A 19,179-nucleotide genomic window follows, 5' to 3' on the forward strand; every position below is an offset into this window, starting at 1 on the left:
GTTTTAGCCCTCCGAGCTGTCGTTGCCGTCACGCTGCGGGCGGTCGCCCCGCGGGCCGCGGTCACCACGCGGACCGCGATCGTCGCGATCCCGGCCGCGACCACCACGATCCCGGTCACGCTCGTCGCGGCGCGCCAGAACCACGGACGGTTCTTCCGGCAGGTCTTCCGTGCGGACCGTCATGTAACGCAGCACGTCGTCGTGCAGACGCATGCGGCGTTCCATTTCATGGACCGCTTCGGCCTTGGCTTCGTAGTTCAGCAGAACGTAGTGGCCCTTGCGGTTCTTCTTGATCCGGTAGGCCAGGCCCCGCAGGCCCCAGTATTCGCGGCGGGCAATGCGGCCGCCGTCTTCGGTCAGGATTTCCTGAGCCATGTCGGTGATGCTCTCGACCTGTGCCGCCGAGACATCCTGCCGTGCAATGAGCACGGTTTCGTAGTTCGCCATCGATGTCACTCCCTCTGGCTGTTTCACGGTCCGGCGCAGTGGTCGTTCCCGGAAATCCGGGGACGGCTCTGCCGCCCGGCCCTAGCCGACTTCTTAATCCGATGCCTCTCGGCGCCGGAAAAATCGGCAAGGAGTATCGCCCCGGACCGGAAATCCCGTCCCGAGACGCGCGGCTTATAGGGTATGGCCTGACGCCATGCAAGCCGAATAGTGCGGTTTCCCGCGGAAAAGCTACGTTTTCTGTCCGGGGTGAGAATCGTCGATTCGTCGCGCCGACCTGTTGCGGACGACGTTGGTAAGTTGGGAAACAACAAAGTGGAGGTGTGTATTTGATCGCCTCAAATCGAATTAGATAAAAACCGGTTAATAGTACATTTTTTATTTGAAGCGATTCGCGAATCGCCCGATTCTCCAACCTAACAAGGAGATGACGCGATGAACGATCCGAACGAAATGAAGGCGGTGATGGCGGACCTGATCGCCCGGGAGTTGAAACGGCTCTCGGTGCTGGCGGATCTTGTGGTCTACACGCTGTACGACCCGGATCAGCCGGATGATCCGATCGACTACGTGCTGCACGATCGCGCGGAAATCGGCGATATCGACCTGGATGTCTCCTTCGAATTCGAAGGTGTCGCGCTTTGGTACATCTGCCGCCGGGACGGAGATGCCTTCAGCGCGAAGAAAATCCTTATCCAGATTCGCGATGGCCGGTTCGTTCACGGGCAGGTCGGCGATTTCGACGGTTTTTGGGACGAGTTCCCGCAATATGTGGCCGAAGACCGGTGGATTCGCTCCGCGGTTCTGAAAGGCGGCGTGAACGACGACGTGCAACCGGGTCGCGAGAGACCGGCAGCGGCCGCCGCGGAATAAATCAGCAAATCGACGAGTTTCACCCTGGCAAGGGATGGGCGCCCCGGACCGAGAGATCGGCCGGGGCGTCGGTTTTTCGGCGGTTTCGGATTTTGAGTTCAATGCAAGGTCGAGTATTGTGAAATTCCCTCTCTCGTTAACCGTATGAGAGGAATTTGGACGTATATCTTCTGCGTTGCGGCGGGGTGGGGTCGCTGGAACAGCCATCAGTCGGGCTTGTACGGAGGCATATGCGGTACTTTGGGGTAGGGGCCCAGTCGGGTCGAACACAGAAAACCCTGATCATTAAACTGATCACGGTCTTTCTATCCATTCAGGTTGTGCTGCTTGCGCTTTTTGGCGTCACCATCACGGTGATTGACGGGACGCGCGCCTATACTGCAGGCAGTGAATACTATGCCATCGGTCAAAAGTCGGCGGCATACTCCCTGCTGCGCTATGCCATAAGCGAAGATCCTGCTGAGTATGAGCGGTACCAGTACTACATGGATATTCCCTTGGGAGATGGCGCCGCGCTGGAGGCCATGCAGAAAGAGGACCTGGATTGGAACGCTGCGAGTGAAGGCATGTTGCGCGGGCGCAATCATGAATCCGACATTCCCATTCTGATCCTGATGTTCAGATTGGCGGGCGAGACGGCCCTGATGCGTCCGGCCGTTGAAATCTGGCAGGAAGCGGATCAGAAAATTCAGCAGCTGGATGCCGCGGGACAGCGTTTGCACAACGCGATAGCAAAGGGTGAGGGGACGGCGGTAAAGGCGGCCATTCTGGAAGATGTCCATAGTCTCGATCAGAGCCTTACCGAGCTGGAATTCGATTTTGCCGCGGCGGTCGGTGCAATCGCACTTCAGGTCAAGACCCTAGCGGTCGCGGCGATTTTGGCGTTGTCGGTGGTCCTGTGGGGAATCGCGATTACCGTCGGCCTGAGAATTGCCATGAATGCGGACCGCAGTGAGGCTGCTGTGATTCAAAGCAATGCGCGATTCCAGGACATTGCCGATACGGCAGCGGACTGGATCTGGGAAACGGACGCCGACGGGCGATTCACCTTCGTGTCCCAGAATGTCGAATACCTGCTCCAGGTCGATCGGGAGGCGGTCCTCGGCGCCCAACAGAACCATGTTCTGTCCGGAGCCGGAGTCACCGCCGGCATCGATGCCTTGTCTGACGCCTATGAGAAGCGTGAGCCCTTTCGGGACCTAAAGATTTCACGGAAATCACCGGAGGGGGACTACCGGCATTTTGCTCTGCGGGGCAAGCCGGTCTTCGATGACAATGGCGCGTTCAGCGGCTTTCGCGGCACCGGAACGGACATCACGCAGCAGGTGGAATCGGAACGGACGATCATGCGTGCCGCCGTTGCCGCCAATGAAGCGAACCAGGCCAAGACGATGTTTCTGGCCAATATGAGCCACGAGTTGCGAACTCCCCTGAATGCCGTCATCGGCTTCTCGGAAGCCATGGAACGGCAGCTCTTTGGGGCGCTGAACGACAATTACGTAGAATATGCGGGCATCGTCCGGCGTAGCGGGGAGCACCTGCTTGGCATGCTGAGCGACCTCCTCGACGTTTCCCGAATTTCACAGGGCGCCATCAAGCTGGAAAGCGAGTCCGTCGATATCCGCTCCATCATTGCAGATTCCGTGCGGGATGCGCTGTCGGCTCATGGCAATCATGAGCGGGAAATAGACATTCAGTCCGGACGCAGCGTTCCGATACTGATCGCCGACAAGATGCGCATGCGCCAGATCGTCACCAACCTGCTGACCAATGCGCTCAAGTTCTCGGAGCCGCCCAGCCCTGTCAGGGTGAAGGTTTCGCACAATGAACGCGGGGTAACGATAGAGGTCGCCGATCAGGGAATCGGGATCAGCGCGCGCGACATCGATCGTGTCATGCAGCCATTTACCCAGGCCGAGTCCGGTATGGAGCGGAAACGCCAGGGGGCCGGGCTGGGACTGCCCCTCGTCAAGCAACTGGTCGAGTTGCACGGCGGGACGTTCAGTCTGCAGTCCGAACTCGGCAAGGGCACAGTAGCCCTGGTGTTCATTCCGGCGGCCCGCGTCGTTTCCTGACGACCGCTGCGCGGCGCGGCGGCGTCAGAAGAGTTCTGTGATGCGGTGTCGGTGGGCAGTCCGGGGGCCGGTCCGTGAGCGGGCGCCGTCAGAGGCGGGAGGCCATTTCCTGATCGATCTTGCCGGTACGCCAGTCTTCCAGCGCTTCGACAAGTTTGCGCTGACGTGAACTGAAATCGCGCCAGTTCGTGAGTTCGTTCTCCAAGTCCTCGACGACCTCGCGCGGGACCAGCGGCGTATTTTTGAGCGCCAGATCGATCGCCTTGAAGACATCCTCGTCGTTGTCAGCCGCCAGCGCGGCTTCGAACAGCGAACAGATCGGCTGCCAGCCATCCAGGGCGAGCGCGGCATTCAGTTTGGCCTCTTCACATTCGGCCAGGGCCTTGTCGAGACGTTTCAGGCTGGACTGAAGATTGTTTGCGCGACGTTCCACGCGGGCCAGTTCCTTAGCCGCGATGCCAAGGAATTGCTGGAACGGAAAGATCAGGTCGCCCAGGACTGTCTTGAACAGTTCGGGCAGATCGTCCTGTCGGTCCTCGAGGTCACTGAGTACATTCCCCAGGCGATTGCGTTGACGGATGAGCCAGCCTTGCAGGCTGTCATCTGCCGAATCGACCTGCACCGCAGGGGCGATAGCGATGGCAAACTTCTCCAGCCGCTCCATCGCTTCCTCGACACTGCAGCCGATGGTCGCCGCAAGATGCTCGAACATCACCTTGTTGAACTTGTTCTGGATGGCGGCGGTTTCCGGGTCACTCTTCGACGCGTTCATCAGAAGACGGTATGTATTCACCGTCATCTTCTTCAGTTGCGCTTGCCCGTAGGCCTCCCCTGTCAGCCGCATCAACTGGACGACAAGGCGCAGATAGGTCTGTGCCTCGACCGTCCTGTCGATTTCCGCCTCGGTCGGATGGTCGTCGCGTCGGCGTTGGGCCAAGGACTGGCCGAATCGCGGGATGCGCTTCAGCAGGCTTGCGCGAATATCTGCCGGGCTGATCAACGGTTTCAAAGGAGAAACCGGGGCCTGCACGATGTCATCGACGAACTCGATTTCGTCTTCGGCCAGGTTGCCAAACGCATCCTTTACTTGCGTCAGCGGCAGAACCATCGACGCTTCCTTTTTCCCGGAAAATCCGGGAATCAGAACCATCCAGTCCTTGGGATCGCTGGATCCGTTGTCGAGGCGCAGCCGCCCGAAATTCATGTTGGCGGTTTTGAAACCGGCCCAGACGCCGCGCTGTTCATAGGTTGCCGGAAGATCCGCCATGATAAAACCCGCCCATTAAACCTGCGCCATATTTCTACTATCCTTATCCTGAATGTTTGGTTAACGGTGCCATCGTAGGGAAGGGCGCTGAAATGCCCGCCGCTTGACACCGGAACGTTGCCGATTATGACTGCGCCGAAGAAAATCACGGTCCTTAGCGGGCTAACCGTTCGATCCGGGGAAGGGAGACGTTTATGAGCCGCGCATTTGTATTTCCAGGACAGGGCAGTCAGGCGATCGGCATGGGCGGCGAACTCGCCGAGGCCTTCACCGTCGCGCGAGAAGTCTTCGAGGAAGTCGACGATGCCCTGGGGCAGAACCTCTTCAAGCTGATGCAGGAAGGGCCGGAGGGCGATCTGACCCTGACCGAGAATGCGCAGCCGGCTCTCATGGCAGTAAGCCTCGCCGTGGTTCGGGTCCTCGAAAGCGAAGGCGGCAGAACTCTTGGCGACATGGCCGATTGCGTCGCCGGGCATAGCCTGGGGGAATATTCGGCTCTGGCGGCGTCCCGGGCGCTGGAACTTGCCGACACGGCCCGGCTGCTGAAACTGCGGGGCCAGGCCATGCAGGCGGCCGTGCCGGTCGGGGAAGGTGCCATGGCGGCGCTGCTGGGCCTGGATCTGGAGCAAGCCGAGGCCGTTGCGGCTGAGGCTGCCCAGGGCGAAATCTGTGCCGCGGCAAATGACAATGCCCCGGGACAGGTTGTAATCTCCGGCGCGGCGAGTGCCGTCGAGCGCGCTCTGGAAATTGCCAAGGAGAAGGGCGCGAAGCGCGCGGTTCTGCTGCCGGTTTCGGCGCCGTTTCACTGCGAGTTGATGGCGCCGGCCGCCGACAAGATGGGGCGCGCCCTGGCGGAAACCATCATTCAGCCGCCCGCTGTTCCGCTGATTGCCAATGTCACGGCAGCGCGCACCGTCGACCCCGATGCCATCCGGCGTCAGCTGGTGGAGCAGGTGTGCGGTCGTGTCCGCTGGCGCGAAAGCGTGCTGGCGATGAAGGAGCTGGGGATCGACACGTTGGTTGAAGTCGGATCCGGCAAGGTTCTGTCCGGTCTGGCCAAGCGAATTGACCGCGACCTCAGCGGCGTCGCGATCAACGGCCCGGCCGATGTCGAGGCGTTTCTGTCGTCGCTTTGATCAAGGCGGTATAACGAAATTCACGAATTTTCTGGGAGATAATCGGTCATGTTCGATCTGACGGGAAAATGTGCCCTGGTCACCGGCGCTACCGGCGGCATTGGCGGCGAAATCGCCAAGGCGCTGCATGCGGCCGGGGCGACTGTCGGCCTGAGCGGGACGCGGGCGGAACGGCTGGAAGCCGTCGCGGCGGATCTGGGCGATCGCGCCCATGTGCTGCCGGCCAATCTGTCGGATCCGGAAGGACCCGACGCGCTTGCCAAGGCCGCCGAAGAGGCGATGGGGGCCGTCGATATCGTTGTGAACAATGCCGGTCTGACGCGCGACAATCTCGCCATGCGGATGAAGGATGACGAGTGGGATCAGGTTCTGGCCGTCAATCTGACCGCCTCCTTCCGTCTGTCCCGGGCCTGCCTGCGCGGGATGATGAAGAAGCGTTGGGGCCGGATCATCGGCATTACCTCAATCGTCGGTGTTACCGGCAATCCGGGGCAGGCCAATTATGCGGCGTCCAAGGCGGGGATGATCGGCATGTCGAAATCGCTGGCCCAGGAAGTCGCCAGTCGCGGCATCACCGTCAACTGCGTGGCGCCTGGATTCATCGAAACGGCGATGACGGATGCACTGGCCGACAAGCAGAAGGAAGGCCTGCTGTCCGCGATTCCCGCGGGCCGTATGGGCACACCGGAGGAAATCGCCGCCGCGACCCTCTTCTTGGCAGCCCCGGAATCGGCTTATATCACCGGTCAGACGCTGCACGTGAATGGCGGCATGGCAATGATCTGATTTGGCCGCTCAGCCCGGAAATCCGGGACAAAATGGGTGGTCATTTAAGTGACACGATAGGCTGGTCTCTCCAGTTGAAGTGTGATAGGCAGGCGCCGTCGCGCTGGAGACCGGCGCAAAAATCGGGTTTGAAACTGAGGTCGGCCGGGTCTTCCTGGCCGCGGCAGACAAGGGAAAGACAGATATGAGCGACGTTGCGGAGCGTGTGAAAAGCATTGTGGTCGAGCATCTTGGTGTTGATGCCGAAAAGGTTACCGACAATGCCAGCTTCATCGACGATCTGGGCGCGGACAGCCTCGACACGGTCGAGCTCGTGATGGCGTTCGAAGAAGAATTCAACTGCGAGATCCCGGACGACGCGGCTGAGAAGATCGCGACCGTCAAGGATGCGATCGATTTCATCGCCGCGAACAAGTAACACAGCGCGTGTTTCGGGCGGCCCGTTCAGGGCCGCTCGCCGCGTATCTGCCGCGCCGTATGTCGGCGCAGCGCCCGCTGCGGCACGGTCCCCAGGCAGTCGTCTTTCGATAGTGACGGCTGTGGCGGGGTCGCGACGTCTTGCGGGCTTTTTTGTGTCCTGTGCATCGTAGTGGGACCGACAGTTTAAGGATGGGACGATCATGAGACGCGTAGTCGTGACGGGTCTGGGCGCAGTGACGCCGCTGGGTGTCGGAGTCGACACGGTTTGGGAACGGCTGATTGCCGGTCAATCCGGTATTCGGGCCGTCGAGAGTTTCGACGTATCGGACCTGCCAGCCAAAATCGCCGGCGAAATCCCCAAGGGCAGCAAGTCCGAAGGGGCGTTTGACGCCGAGGAATGGGTCGAGAAAAAAGACCTGAAGAAGATGGACACGTTCATCGCCTATGCGCTGGCCGCGTCCCAGCAGGCGGTGGAAGACGCCGGACTGACCTCCAAGGACCAGAACGAACTGGATCGCACCGGGGTCATGATCGGCTCCGGCATCGGCGGCCTCGGCGGCATTGCCGAAGGCAGCAAGATTCTTGACGATCGCGGTCCGCGCCGTCTCAGCCCGTTCTTCATTCCGGCCAACCTGATCAACCTGGCCAGCGGCTATGTGTCGATCGTCCATGGCTTCCGCGGCCCGAATCACGCGGTGGTTACGGCCTGCGCGACGGGGACGCATGCCATCGGAGATGCCGCACGCTTGATCATGTTCGGCGACGCCGACGTGATGGTCGCGGGCGGGACTGAATCCGCGGTTTGTCGCATCGGTGTTGCCGGATTCGCCGCAGCGCGCGCCTTGTCGACCGGGTTCAACGACACGCCGGAACGCGCGTCGCGTCCCTGGGACAAGGACCGCGATGGATTCGTCATGGGCGAGGGCGCGGGCATCGTGGTCCTGGAAGAACTGGAACATGCCAAGGCGCGCGGTGCGAAGATCTATGCGGAAGTCCTGGGCTACGGTCTGTCGGGCGACGCCTATCACATGACCGCACCGGCGGAAGATGGCTCTGGCGGATATCGGGCCATGGAGAACGCGTTCCGCAATGCCGGTATCGCCCGGGAAGAGATCGATTACGTCAACGCCCACGGCACGTCGACGCCGCTGGGGGATGAAATCGAACTGGGTGCGGTAAAGCGGCTGTTCGGGGACCATGCCTACAAGCTGGCGATGTCGTCCACGAAATCTGCGATTGGCCATCTGTTGGGCGCGGCCGGGGCGGTGGAGGCGATCTTCTCCGTCAAGACGATCGAGACCGGCAAGATTCCGCCGACGCTGAACCTCGACAACCCGTCGGAGGGCTGCGATCTGAACCTGGTGGCCCACACGTCCCAGACGCGGGAGGTCAACTACGCCCTGTCGAACAGTTTCGGCTTCGGCGGCACCAATGCCAGCGTGATCTTCGGCCCGTCCCCGTCGTGATCCGACGGGGCGCCTGCCTTCCAAACCAAGTAGGCGGACGCTCGACACCGTGACCGACCAGCATTCCGAAGACTCCCACAACAAGGGGCAGAGCCCGGAACAGAAGGATGCGCCGCCGCGCAGAAGTTCGGCGGCGCGTATTCTTCGTCGTGCCCTTGTTGCGTTCCTGCTTCTGGTTCTGCTGACCGGCGGCGGCGCGGCGTGGCTGTTCAAATGGGCGCAGGATGTCCATCGCCAGGCCGGGCCGCTGGCACAGGATACGGTGGTCGTGATCGAGCCGGGATCGGGCCTGCAGCGGATTGCCCGCGAACTCGAACAGGCGGGTGTCATCGACCATCCCGAAGTGTTCATCGCCATGCTGCGCTATTCCGGGGAGCACACCCGCCTCAAGGCCGGGGAATATCGATTCGAAGCCGGCGCGAGCCAGCAGGAGGTTGCCGGCAAGCTGATTGACCACGATGTCCTGGCCCATTTCCTGACGATACCGGAAGGGCTGACCGTGGCCGAGATCCTGGAAATCGTGGCCGGAGCCGATGGTGTGACCGGCGCCATGCCGCCGGCGCCGCCGGAAGGCAGCCTGCTTCCGGAAACCTATCAGTACCGGCGGGGGGACAGCCGCGCGGATATCCTTGCCCGCATGCAGGCGGCAATGGATGAAACCCTTCAGCAATTGTGGGAAAACAGAGCGGAGAATCTGCCGATTTCCAGCCCCGAGGAAGCCGTCATTCTGGCATCCATCGTGGAGAAGGAAACCGGCGTCGCCTCCGAACGGGCCCGGGTTGCCGCTGTTTTCGTCAACCGGCTGCGCCGGGGCATGCGCCTGCAATCGGACCCAACGGTGGTCTATGCCCTGACCGGAGGCCAGGCGCCCCTTGGGCGGGCCCTGACACGGCAGGACTGGAAGGTGGAGCACCCCTACAACACCTATCGCGTCGAAGGACTGCCCCCCGGACCGATCTCCAACCCCGGACGCGACGCGCTGCAAGCGACGCTGAATCCTGTGGAGTCGAAAGAGCTGTATTTTGTCGCCGACGGGACCGGCGGTCATGCCTTCGCCGAGACCCTCGCCCAGCACAACCGCAATGTGGCGAAATGGCGAAAAATCCGCAGTCAGACCGACTAGCTTTCTATCGCCATAGGGGTATCCTTTAGGGCTGTTTGGCAAATCCCTTGCCATGAATTCTGCTACTTGCTTGAATTGTCTCGTGGAAACAGGGTGCAATTCAGCGCTGCACTTCTTGTTTGCGGCGCGGTGCGGTCTTCGTAAGGGGAGCGTTCGACGTGCTGCTACATCTGCTGCTCAAATATCTCATACAATCCGGATCGCTTGAGCTGGAACGCCCCGATGGCGTGGTCCATCGTTATGGTGACGGCACCGGCCAACCGGTTCGGATCAAGTTCCACGATTCCCGGGCGATGAACCGGGCGGCGCTGTGGCCGCGCCTGCGGATCGGCGAGGCCTATGTCGACGGGACGATGACCATCGAACAGGGCAATCTGCACGACTTCCTCTACGTCGTTGGCCGCAACCTGGCGGCGCAGCAGGATGGCCTGCCGCAGCGGGTCAGCCGTTTCTGTCAGAACCTTCTCAATCTTGTCGAAACCTACAACCCCATCGGCAGGGCGCAGAAAAATGTCGCCCACCATTACGACCTGAATGGCGAGTTCTTCGGGCTGTTTCTCGATTCCGACAAGCAGTATTCCTGCGCCTATTTCGAGACGCCGGAAACCGACTTGGAATCCGCGCAGATCGCCAAGAAGGCCCATATCGCGAAGAAGCTGCGAATCGAACCCGGCATGAAGGTACTCGACATCGGGTCCGGCTGGGGTGGGCTGGGGCTTTATCTGGCACAGAATTATGATTGTGACGTCACCGGTGTGACCTTGTCGGTCGAACAGCACAAGGTGTCGAACGAACGTGCCCGGGAGGCCGGTATCTCCGACCGCGTCCGGTTCGAGTTGAAGGACTACCGCCTGCTGGAAGACCGCTACGACCGGATCGTTTCGGTCGGCATGTTCGAACATGTCGGCCCCCGGCATTACGATGAATACTTCGCGAAGGTGAAGGCGCTCCTGAAGGATGACGGCATTGCGATGATCCATACGATCGGACGCATGGGCACGCCGGAACCGATCAGCCCGTGGATGCGCCGGTATATCTTCCCTGGTGCCTATCTGCCGACCCTGACGGAGATCACCAGACCGATCGAAAGACAGTGGCTCTGGCTGACCGACTTCGAGGTCTGGCGCGAACACTATGCGGACACGCTGCTACGCTGGCATGAGCGGTTTCAGGCAAACCGGGACAAGGTCCTTGCGCTCTATGACGAGAAATTCTGCCGAATGTGGGAGTTGTACCTGTTGGGGTGTGAGATGAGTTTCCGGATTCAGGAACTCTGTGTGTTCCAGGTTCAACTCGCGCGCAAGATCGACGCCGTGCCGAGAACCCGTGCCTACCTATACCGTAATTGACGGTCCGGTTTGGAGGGGGCGTTATGCAGGATCATCCTTACAGGAAGGAACTGCTGGACCGGGCAATGTCCTTTTATGACCGATTGTTCGATCTGACGCGGACGGTGGTGGTTCTGAACCTGGCCGTAGGGGTCTTGTCGTCGTTCCTCTTCGGACAGAATGGCATCGATAACTGGTCCGGACTCACCAAGGGTATCATTTTTCTAGCGATTGTTTTCTTCGGGGTCGTTTTCAACCTGGGCGCATGGTGCGCGCATTCCTTTCTGTATCTGACGATACGGCGCATCCTTCGGGAGGTCAGGGAAATCGAGGTTAAAGATGAAGCCAAACTCATTCCCCGATTCACCCGTCTGATTGATGCGGATTCGTTATATCGGGACGCGGAGTGGTCCGACCGCCCGCGCTATTCGCAACTTTGCCGGTCGGGTGTCGGGATGCTTCGGGCTGGGTTCTGTATTCTGAGCTACGAGATATCCAGTCGTGCCCAGGATGCTCAGCGGGCCTCGGACGAAGCGGTTCAAATGCTGCACGACCATGCATTCCTTTTTGAGAAAGTCTTTTTCCTGGTGTGCGTCGTAATCTGGGGATTGATTGCTTGCGCCGTTCTCTTCGGTTGAACCGCCGCGACGGAGTAACGAAACCCGATTAAGGTGGTATGTCGCATTCGGAGAATTGGAATATGAAATGTTTACCCTTGGCCGCCGCGGCGCTTCTGTCGGTCGCCGGACCGGTTCATGCGCAAAGCTTCATTGTAGTTGGTGATTTGCCCTACAATTCCGCTCAAGACGAGGCTTTTCAGGAAACAATCGCCCCGGCGATCACCGCGGCGGATATTCCCTTTGTGATTCATGTCGGCGACATCAAGGGCAGTAAGGAGATCTGCTCCGATGGGCTGCTGACCGCGCGACGAGACGCGATCTATGCGCTGAAGCCGGGGCGGGTCTTCTATACGCCGGGCGACAATGAATGGACGGATTGCGATCGCGATTCCTCCGGCATCGCGATGCGGGAGTATGATCGCCTGGATCGTCTCCGCCAGCTCTTTTTCGAGCCACCGCCGGAGGCACCGAATGAGTTGGATGTCGTGCGCCAGGGCGGCTATCCGGAAAATGCCCGATGGCGCCATGACGATGTGATCTTCGTGACCCTGCATGTGGTCGGCACCAACAACGGTCGGAAGCAGATCCTGCTCGATGACGTCCAAGAGGCTCTTGCGCGGGTGGAGGCCCGCGATACGGCGAATGCGCAATGGCTGGAGGCAGCTGTGTCCTACGCGCAGGAAACCGGTGCCGCCGCGCTGGTCGTTGCTGCGCAAGCGGATCTGACAGAGCCCTGGGGGCGCGGAAGGTGTAGCGTGCAGAACCCGCAGGAATGCGACGCCTTTGCGGATCTTCGGGAACGGCTGCGGCAGGCGGCGGCGCGTTTCGGCAAGCCCATGCTCTATATTCACGGTGACACCGACCCCTATTGCCTGGATGCCGGTTTTGGCGGGGAAAAGGCTACGAATCTCTGGCGTCTGAACGCTGCGGGGGATTATGCGGTAATCGACGCGGTTACGGTCACCGTGTCACCCCAGGAGGCAATGCCGTTCAAGGCCGTGACGCTGCTGGGCGGGCTGTCGCCGACGACCGGTTGCTGATCCCGCGATATGCGGCCCTTTCCGACCGTGTGGAAAGCGGCGTCTTGGCTACAGCCAGTCCGTTTCGAAGGGGTAGGATGACATCCGTTCGACGCCGGTCTCGGTTATGATGACCTGTTCTTCCAGCTTCACGCCCTCACGGCCGCCTTCGACGCCGATGAAGCTTTCCACGCAAATCACCATGCCGGGCTCGAACAGGCCGTCATAGCCTTTCGCCGCGAAGTCGGCGCGATGCTTGATCGATGGGTATTCGTCGGCCAGCCCGACACCGTGCATGCAACTGGCATAGCGGTTGGACAGATATTCCTCCGGGATCTCCCAGGCATCCATCGTGACGTCGTGGAAGCTTCGGCCCGGGGCCAGAATGGCGATGTTGTGCTCAATCTGCTCATGAGCCTTGGCATAGAGGCGGCGTTGTTCATCGGTCGGCTTCGCGCCGCAGATCCAGGCGCGGGAGATGTCCGAGCAATAGCCGTAGGGGCCGACAAGGTCGGTGTCGAAACTGACCATATCCCCGCGCTCGATGGGTCGCATGGAACATTCGCGGAACCAGGGGTTGGTTCGGGGACCGGACGAGAGGAGGCGGGTTTCGATCCATTCGCCGCCCATCCGAATGTTCACTTCGTGCAGTTTGGCCCACAACGCGTTTTCGGTGATGCCGGGCTCCAGAATATCGCGCATCTCCCGGATACCCTGCTCGCAGGCCTCCATTGACTTTCGCATCAGGGCCAGTTCCTCCGGCGATTTCACGCAACGCGCCAGTTCCGCCAGGCCTTCCCCTTCGTGCAGGCTCAACTGCTGCTCTCGCAGGGCCTCGGTCGGCATCATCGACAGGTGATCGATCGCGATCCGGCGGTTCCCGCCGCCATGTTTCTGCACCAGGTCTGCGATCTGATCCGCGAAGAGACGGGCCCGGTCAGGGCCGCGATGGGCCACCGTGAAAAAATAGAACGAAGGGATCGTACGGTATTCGTCGACGCCGGGCAGATCCTCGGCCAGGTGCGGATGGTTGGCGTAATCGAACAGGACGACGGGCCCGTCGGTACAGACGAAGACGCAGCGCGTCTCGTAATGTGCGCACCAGACCTGCATGTTGGTGGCGTCGGTGGCATAGCGGGTATTCAACTGATTGAAGAACAGGCCGCCGGCGAAATCGCCCTCGCGCAGTTTCGCTCTCAGCCGTTCCAGCCGATAGCCGCGAACCACATTCAGGTCGACAGGCGCGTCCGAGTATTCCATGGCGCCATGCTGACGGGCCTTTTGTCGAAGCCCCCCGACTGCGTTCAACCCCATCGCACTGCCTCCCGAAATACTCCGCCCGGACGAATGACCGTTCCAGATTTCGGCATTTGGCGGGGCAGGGGTCCCCCGGAAGCGACACTAATGGTTCGGAAACGACATTCCTGCCGCGATCACGCCGACCGGCCGCGTTTGCGGGCATACATTGCCTCGTCGGCGCGTTCGAACAAGGTGTCGGCGCGATCCTTCGGTCCATAGGGAACGGACCCGAAAGAGGCGCGGATCGGAATCTGAATACCGTGCCAGGGGACGCTGGCGTAGTTCAGCAATCGGTCCAGACTGCGAACACGCTTCCTGGCGCCTTCGGGGGTGGATTCCGTCAGAATGATCGCAAACTCATCGCCGCCGATCCGGGCCACGGAATCCGTATCTCGGACATGCCGGGACAAGATCGACCCAACCGCGGAAAGCACAAGATCGCCCGCCGCGTGGCCGTGGGTGTCGTTAATGGTCTTGAAACCGTCCAGATCGACAATGACCAACACCCCCTTTTCGCCGAAGCGTCGGGTTCGCGCCAAGGCGCCTTCCATCGCAATTTCAAACCCGCGACGATTGAGCAGCCCAGTGACCTCGTCCGTTCGGGCCTGGTGTTCCAGCACCGCAATCCGGCGCTGGGCGTCAGACAATTCGGCGCGGGCTTCCATCGCCATGCTGAGCGCATCCTCCAGCAGCCGTCGATAGTTGCGGGCCTCTGCCAGATCGTCCGGCAGGTCGCTGGTCAGATCCCGGACCAAAGCCGCTGTCGGGATATCCCCGCCACTCACAGCAACCAAGGCACCTTTGTTCAGAACTTCGGTCATCATCCCAATCCTCTCCCGTCACGCGGTGTCGTTCTGCCTTCGAAATGGCAAGGGGCGTGCCAGATGGCAGAATCCCGGAGTCCTGCGGGTTTTCCTGGTTAACAACGTGTTAACATATTGTTAACCGGGGATTTTCTGCAGCGGAGTCGGAATCGGATTCCTAGTATCGCTACGCGGATTGGAGGAAAGTCCGCAACCCTGGCATCAATTGTTCCGGGGCTTCTTCCTGGACGAAATGGCCGCAATCGATCGAGATCGTTCGGATGTCATCGGCGAAGACGCGCCAATCCTGGTCCGGGTCGGATTTCGTATAGCCACGCCCATAGGGCACCAGCAAAGGGCAGGCGAGCTTTCGTCCTGCCTCCCGATCCGCGCGGTCGGCATCGAGGTCCAGTCCGGCGCCCGCGCGATAATCAGCCGCTGCACCGGCCTGGACTGCCGGATTCCGATAGGCCGCCAGATAGCGTTGCACTGCCTGGGGTTCCAAGGGCTTCTCGGCCCATTGCTCGATCAGGTGTCCGATCAGGACGTCGGAAGCGCCATGCAGAATGGCTTCGACCAATGGTGCAGGTTGGGCAAGGAGCGGCCAGTGGAAGGCCTTGTTTGCCGATTGGTAGGTCATGGCCTCCCAGATAATGACCGTTGGGACAGTGTCGATGGAGACGAGCCCGGCCACGGCTTCGGGGAAGTCCAGGGCCAGGCGATAGGCGGCCCGGGCACCGCGATCATGGCCGAGCAGCAGAAACCGTTCGTGGCCGAGATCGGCCATCAGGTGCATGAGAGTGCGTGCCACCGAACGGCGGTCGAAGGGGGCGCCGCTTTCCATGGCGGCGGGGCCGGGGGATGCGCCGTAGCCGGGAAGGTCGGGCACGATAACCCGATACTGGTCTGTGAGGGCCGGGGCAATGTAGCGAAAGGTGTGCCCGGTCTGCGGGAAGCCGTGCAGCATGAGCAAGGGGCGGCCGCAACCGGCGCTCCGCACCAGCATGGGTCCATGGTCGGTCTCAATCATTTCCCGCTGAAAATCGTTCCACGATGTTGTGCTGGGCATGGCTGTCTCCATTGGCACCGGTTTAAATGGTGCCGTAGACTATCAGTGTGGAACCAGTTATACTAGTGCCAAAATGATGTGAGGTTTCCTGATGATCTCCGAGATGGATTTCCATACCGACACGGGGCGGCGGTGTCTGGACCTGGCCGCAACGCTGGGTGATCGCTTCGGCTCCCCACTCGAGCGCCTGGTAGAACCGGAGTCGCTGGCCGAATGGTTTGCATCGGTCGCGGGGAGTCCGTTGCCGGCGAAGGTGACGTCCGAGGATCTTGCCACCGTACGGAACCTCAGGGACAGCATCGGGCGTGTCGCGGATGCGCTGTATGACAATCAGGCGCCCGACGTAAACGACATCGCGCGCATCAACGACCATGCGGCGACCTTCCCGTCACCGCCGCGCCTGGCGTTGGATGGTCGAAGTGTGATGGCGTCGGAAGACACGACACTGGAGGCCGTGCTGGGCGAAATCGCGCGCGACGCGATCGACCTGCTGAGCGGTCCCGACTTCGCCAAGGTGAAGCGCTGTGCAGCGGAGGATTGTTCGGTCCTGTTCGTCGACTACTCGCGACCGGGCAAGCGACGCTGGTGCAGCATGTCGCGATGCGGCAATCGGGCGAAGAAGCGGGCCTACAATGCGCGCCAAAAGCCGTCCGACGATTGATCCCTGAGGGTCAGAACGTCTCCACCCATGGGCGCAGTTCGACTTCCCAGGTCCAGGCGCTGCGGTGTTGCCGGTGCAGGTTCAGATAGGATCTGGCTATCGCATCCGGAGACAGGAAGCGGTCGTCGTCGGAGGAGCGGCTGTCGCTGGCGATGGCGCCATCAATGACGAAGTGTCCGACATGGATGCCCTTGGGCTGCAGTTCGCGGGCCATGGATTGGCACAGGCCGCGCAATCCGAACTTGCCCATCGCGAAGGTGGAGGAGTTGGCATAGCCCTTCACGCTGGCCGAAGCGCCGGTAAACAGGATCGATCCACTGCCGCGCGGCAGCATGCGTCGTGCCGCCTCCCGTCCGACAACGAAACCGCCGAAACAGGTAATCTCGATCGCTTCTTTGACCTCGGCAGGGTCCAGTTCGTGAACGCCGCCGCGCACCCGTTTCGACGGGTTGAAGACGACGAGGTCGGGTATGCGGGGCAGGGCGTCGAACACGGCTGCCACTGCCGCGGGGTCGGTGGCGTCGCAGCGATGGGCCGTCGCCCCGGTCTCATCGCACAGGCCGGTGAGCTTATCCGGATCGCGCGCCGCGAGATGCACCGCCATGCCGTCCTGCGCGCATAGCCGTGCCAGGGACGCGCTCAGCCCCGATCCGGCACCTACGATCAAGGCGGTTTCCTGTTGGTCGGTCATGGGCGGCATCCTTTCGCGCAAGGGAGAGTGTGACCCTCTGATAGCTGGGGTCACTGCTTCCCGGCGCAAGGCCTAATCATCCGGCCGATCCGGTTTCCGCTCGGAAGTGAATGGCCAGTTCCTCCATGGCCCGGAAATAGGGGGCGGGCCCGAAGCTGACGCGACCAACGCCCAGGTCGGCAAGAGCGGCAAGGTCCGGTGCGTCGCCCATTTTCAGCACATTGACCGGCAGCGGACTGGCGTCGCAGATTTCCCGAATGCCATCGGGGTCGACGAGGCCCGGCACAAAGAAGCCACTGGCCCCGGCATCCGCATAGGCTTGTGCGCGTGCCTTTGCCTCCGGGATCATGTCGGGGTGTCGGCCTTTGTCCTTCTGCCGCAGAAACAGGTCCGTTCGGGCATTCAGGAAGGCAGGCAGTCCCATGGCGTCAGCGGCTTTCCGAAGGGCTGAAATCCGCGCGGCCTGCCGCTCGATGGGGTATAGCCCGTTGCCTCCGACCACCTGGTCTTCGAAGTTGACGCCGATAACGCCTGTCTCCAGCAAGGCCGAAAAGTTCGCCGCGACCGGTTCCGGTTCTTCGGCATAGCCGCCTTCGAAATCGATGGTCACCGGAACGTCGACCGCAGCCGCGATACGGCGCGCGATCCCGAAAAGCGTCTCAAGCGGAAGTGCCTCGCCGTCCGGGTAGCCCTGCGCAGCCGCCACAGACCAGCTTCCGGTCGCCACGGCTGGGGCGCCGGCATCGACAACCGCCTTCGCGCTTCCGGCATCCCAGATATTGTAAAGGATGACAGGGCGGCCCTTTACATGCAGGGCCTGAAACTGACGCGCCTTATCCACTTGCGACACGGTGTGGTTCCTTTCCCGGGAGAGTGCATCAAGCGCACCGACCTTGCATGGATGGCTGCTATCGCGCGATGTGCCTGAGGATCACACGTTCAGACATTATCCCGCGCGGATATTCAACCGAAATCAGACGACCCGGCTGGGGAGCGGACGGCCGGAGAAATGCGCAGCCAGATTGTCCAGGCATCGAAACCCCATGTCGTTGCGGGTCTCGACAGTGGCCGATCCGATATGGGGCAGCAGAAACGCGTTGGGCAGGTCCAGGTACCGTGGGTCCAGCTTCGGTTCGCCGGTAAAGACATCCAGGCCGGCGGCAAAGACCTTGCCGGACTTCAGGGCCTCGATCAGATCGTCATCCACCACGACCGGCCCGCGCGCGGTGTTGGCGACAACCGCGCCATCCGGCAGCAGGGCGATCCGCTCGGCATTCAGCCAGTGGTGCGTTTCGGGCGTCAACGGGCAGGTTAGGGCCAGGAAGTCGCATTGCGGCAGCATCTCCGCTGCATCCGCATAAAATGCGGCACCCTGGTCGTCGGGTGACTTCAGGCGGCGGCGGTTGTGGTACATCACCGACATCCCGAAGCCCTGCGCGCGGCGGGCAACCGCCTGGCCGATCCGCCCCATGCCGACGATACCGAGGCGCTTCCCGGACATGTGCACGCCCAGCATGTCACGCGGAGCCCAGCGGCCCCAACGCCCCTGGCGCAGAACGCGTTCCGAATCCTGCGCCATCCGTGCCGCGCCCAGCAAACACAGAATCGTGGTGTCGGCCGTTGCGTCGGTCAGCACATCGGGCGTGTTGGTGACGATCAGCCCCCGTGCTTTCGCGGCCTCCAGGTCGATATGGTCGCAGCCGACGGAAAAGGTCGCGAGAATCTCCACGCTTTCGGGCAGCCGCGCGATGGTGTCCGCGTCCATCCTTTCGGTCGGGCTGCAGATAATCGCCCGGCAGTCGTCGGCCGCATTGATTACGGCGTCGCTGTCCAGAGGCTGGTCCTCCGCATTGGAAACGGCGTCGAACTCGGCATGGAAACGGGTTTCGACGGCTTCGGGCATCAGACGGGTGGCCAGCACTCTCGGTCGAACGGACATCAGGAAACTCCCCAGACAAAATGACATTGGCGCGCAGCTTATGCCGACGCCGCAGCGCGGAACATGTACGGCAGCGACAGGAATGCCAACATATTGACTGGATTCAAGGAGCTTCGTATCGTTGCCCCACTGGGGCATGCGATCGCCCCGTGAGGCG

Annotated in this window: 19 protein-coding genes; 11 read left to right on the forward strand and 8 right to left on the reverse strand. The window is 61.3% G+C overall.

What is annotated here, in order from left to right; genetic code table 11:
• Nucleotides 1-3: 3 nt before the first annotated feature.
• A complete protein-coding gene (gene rpsF, locus R8L07_16640; GenBank protein ID MDW3207169.1) occupies nucleotides 4-447 on the reverse strand; it encodes a 30S ribosomal protein S6 in 444 nt (147 codons plus the stop codon).
• Between the two features lie 435 nt (nucleotides 448-882).
• Here rpsF and R8L07_16645 point away from each other — a divergent pair, with 435 nt between their 5' ends.
• Entirely contained in the window at nucleotides 883-1,320 is a 438-nt protein-coding gene (locus R8L07_16645) for a hypothetical protein (GenBank protein ID MDW3207170.1), read from the forward strand.
• 230 nt (nucleotides 1,321-1,550) lie between these two features.
• On the forward strand, nucleotides 1,551-3,395 hold the full coding sequence (locus R8L07_16650; protein ID MDW3207171.1) for an ATP-binding protein: 1,845 nt from the start codon (nucleotides 1,551-1,553) through the stop codon (nucleotides 3,393-3,395).
• 88 nt (nucleotides 3,396-3,483) lie between these two features.
• On the opposite strand, the gene R8L07_16655 is transcribed toward R8L07_16650, so the two are convergent.
• Entirely contained in the window at nucleotides 3,484-4,662 is a 1,179-nt protein-coding gene (locus R8L07_16655) for a hypothetical protein (GenBank protein ID MDW3207172.1), read from the reverse strand.
• A 194-nt stretch (nucleotides 4,663-4,856) separates the two neighbouring features.
• On the opposite strand from R8L07_16655, the gene fabD reads away from it, so the two are divergent.
• From fabD to R8L07_16695, 8 genes are all read left to right on the forward strand, one after another.
• Nucleotides 4,857-5,798, forward strand: a complete 942-nt coding sequence (gene fabD / locus R8L07_16660) for an ACP S-malonyltransferase (protein ID MDW3207173.1) — start codon at nucleotides 4,857-4,859, stop codon at nucleotides 5,796-5,798.
• Nucleotides 5,799-5,846: 48 nt separating this feature from the next.
• Nucleotides 5,847-6,584: a 3-oxoacyl-[acyl-carrier-protein] reductase gene (gene fabG / locus R8L07_16665; protein MDW3207174.1), complete on the forward strand. Its 738-nt coding sequence runs from the start codon at nucleotides 5,847-5,849 to the stop codon at nucleotides 6,582-6,584.
• A 184-nt stretch (nucleotides 6,585-6,768) separates the two neighbouring features.
• Nucleotides 6,769-7,002 carry an acyl carrier protein gene (locus R8L07_16670; GenBank protein MDW3207175.1) on the forward strand — a complete coding sequence of 78 codons (234 nt, stop codon included), beginning with the start codon at nucleotides 6,769-6,771 and terminating at the stop codon, nucleotides 7,000-7,002.
• Nucleotides 7,003-7,204: 202 nt separating this feature from the next.
• Entirely contained in the window at nucleotides 7,205-8,470 is a 1,266-nt protein-coding gene (fabF, locus tag R8L07_16675; GenBank protein MDW3207176.1) for a beta-ketoacyl-ACP synthase II, read from the forward strand.
• Between the two features lie 49 nt (nucleotides 8,471-8,519).
• Nucleotides 8,520-9,593 carry an endolytic transglycosylase MltG gene (mltG, locus tag R8L07_16680; protein MDW3207177.1) on the forward strand — a complete coding sequence of 358 codons (1,074 nt, stop codon included), beginning with the start codon at nucleotides 8,520-8,522 and terminating at the stop codon, nucleotides 9,591-9,593.
• A 158-nt stretch (nucleotides 9,594-9,751) separates the two neighbouring features.
• Nucleotides 9,752-10,942: a cyclopropane-fatty-acyl-phospholipid synthase family protein gene (locus R8L07_16685; GenBank protein MDW3207178.1), complete on the forward strand. Its 1,191-nt coding sequence runs from the start codon at nucleotides 9,752-9,754 to the stop codon at nucleotides 10,940-10,942.
• A 23-nt stretch (nucleotides 10,943-10,965) separates the two neighbouring features.
• On the forward strand, nucleotides 10,966-11,559 hold the full coding sequence (locus R8L07_16690; protein MDW3207179.1) for a hypothetical protein: 594 nt from the start codon (nucleotides 10,966-10,968) through the stop codon (nucleotides 11,557-11,559).
• A 62-nt stretch (nucleotides 11,560-11,621) separates the two neighbouring features.
• Nucleotides 11,622-12,581 carry a hypothetical protein gene (locus R8L07_16695; protein MDW3207180.1) on the forward strand — a complete coding sequence of 320 codons (960 nt, stop codon included), beginning with the start codon at nucleotides 11,622-11,624 and terminating at the stop codon, nucleotides 12,579-12,581.
• A gap of 48 nt (nucleotides 12,582-12,629) precedes the next feature.
• On the opposite strand, the gene R8L07_16700 is transcribed toward R8L07_16695, so the two are convergent.
• The 3 genes from R8L07_16700 to R8L07_16710 all read right to left on the reverse strand — a co-directional run bounded on the left by R8L07_16700 (nucleotide 12,630) and on the right by R8L07_16710 (nucleotide 15,731).
• Nucleotides 12,630-13,874, reverse strand: coding sequence for a Xaa-Pro peptidase family protein (locus R8L07_16700; protein ID MDW3207181.1), 1,245 nt, complete (start codon nucleotides 13,872-13,874; stop codon nucleotides 12,630-12,632).
• 119 nt (nucleotides 13,875-13,993) lie between these two features.
• Complete coding sequence (locus R8L07_16705) at nucleotides 13,994-14,683, reverse strand: GGDEF domain-containing protein (protein MDW3207182.1); 690 nt, start codon at nucleotides 14,681-14,683, stop codon at nucleotides 13,994-13,996.
• Nucleotides 14,684-14,849: 166 nt separating this feature from the next.
• Nucleotides 14,850-15,731 carry an alpha/beta hydrolase gene (locus R8L07_16710; GenBank protein ID MDW3207183.1) on the reverse strand — a complete coding sequence of 294 codons (882 nt, stop codon included), beginning with the start codon at nucleotides 15,729-15,731 and terminating at the stop codon, nucleotides 14,850-14,852.
• Between the two features lie 91 nt (nucleotides 15,732-15,822).
• Between R8L07_16710 and R8L07_16715 the strand changes: the two genes are divergently transcribed.
• On the forward strand, nucleotides 15,823-16,392 hold the full coding sequence (locus tag R8L07_16715) for a CGNR zinc finger domain-containing protein (GenBank protein MDW3207184.1): 570 nt from the start codon (nucleotides 15,823-15,825) through the stop codon (nucleotides 16,390-16,392).
• 10 nt (nucleotides 16,393-16,402) lie between these two features.
• Here R8L07_16715 and R8L07_16720 read toward each other — a convergent pair whose 3' ends face one another.
• From R8L07_16720 to R8L07_16730, 3 genes are all read right to left on the reverse strand, one after another.
• On the reverse strand, nucleotides 16,403-17,083 hold the full coding sequence (locus tag R8L07_16720) for an SDR family NAD(P)-dependent oxidoreductase (GenBank protein ID MDW3207185.1): 681 nt from the start codon (nucleotides 17,081-17,083) through the stop codon (nucleotides 16,403-16,405).
• A gap of 76 nt (nucleotides 17,084-17,159) precedes the next feature.
• Complete coding sequence (locus R8L07_16725) at nucleotides 17,160-17,933, reverse strand: isocitrate lyase/phosphoenolpyruvate mutase family protein (GenBank protein ID MDW3207186.1); 774 nt, start codon at nucleotides 17,931-17,933, stop codon at nucleotides 17,160-17,162.
• A 123-nt stretch (nucleotides 17,934-18,056) separates the two neighbouring features.
• Entirely contained in the window at nucleotides 18,057-19,022 is a 966-nt protein-coding gene (locus tag R8L07_16730; protein ID MDW3207187.1) for a D-glycerate dehydrogenase, read from the reverse strand.
• Nucleotides 19,023-19,179: the final 157 nt, after the last annotated feature.

This window comes from Alphaproteobacteria bacterium (assembly GCA_033344895.1).
In the GTDB taxonomy this organism is placed as follows: Bacteria; Pseudomonadota; Alphaproteobacteria; order UBA8366; family Aestuariispiraceae; genus Pacificispira.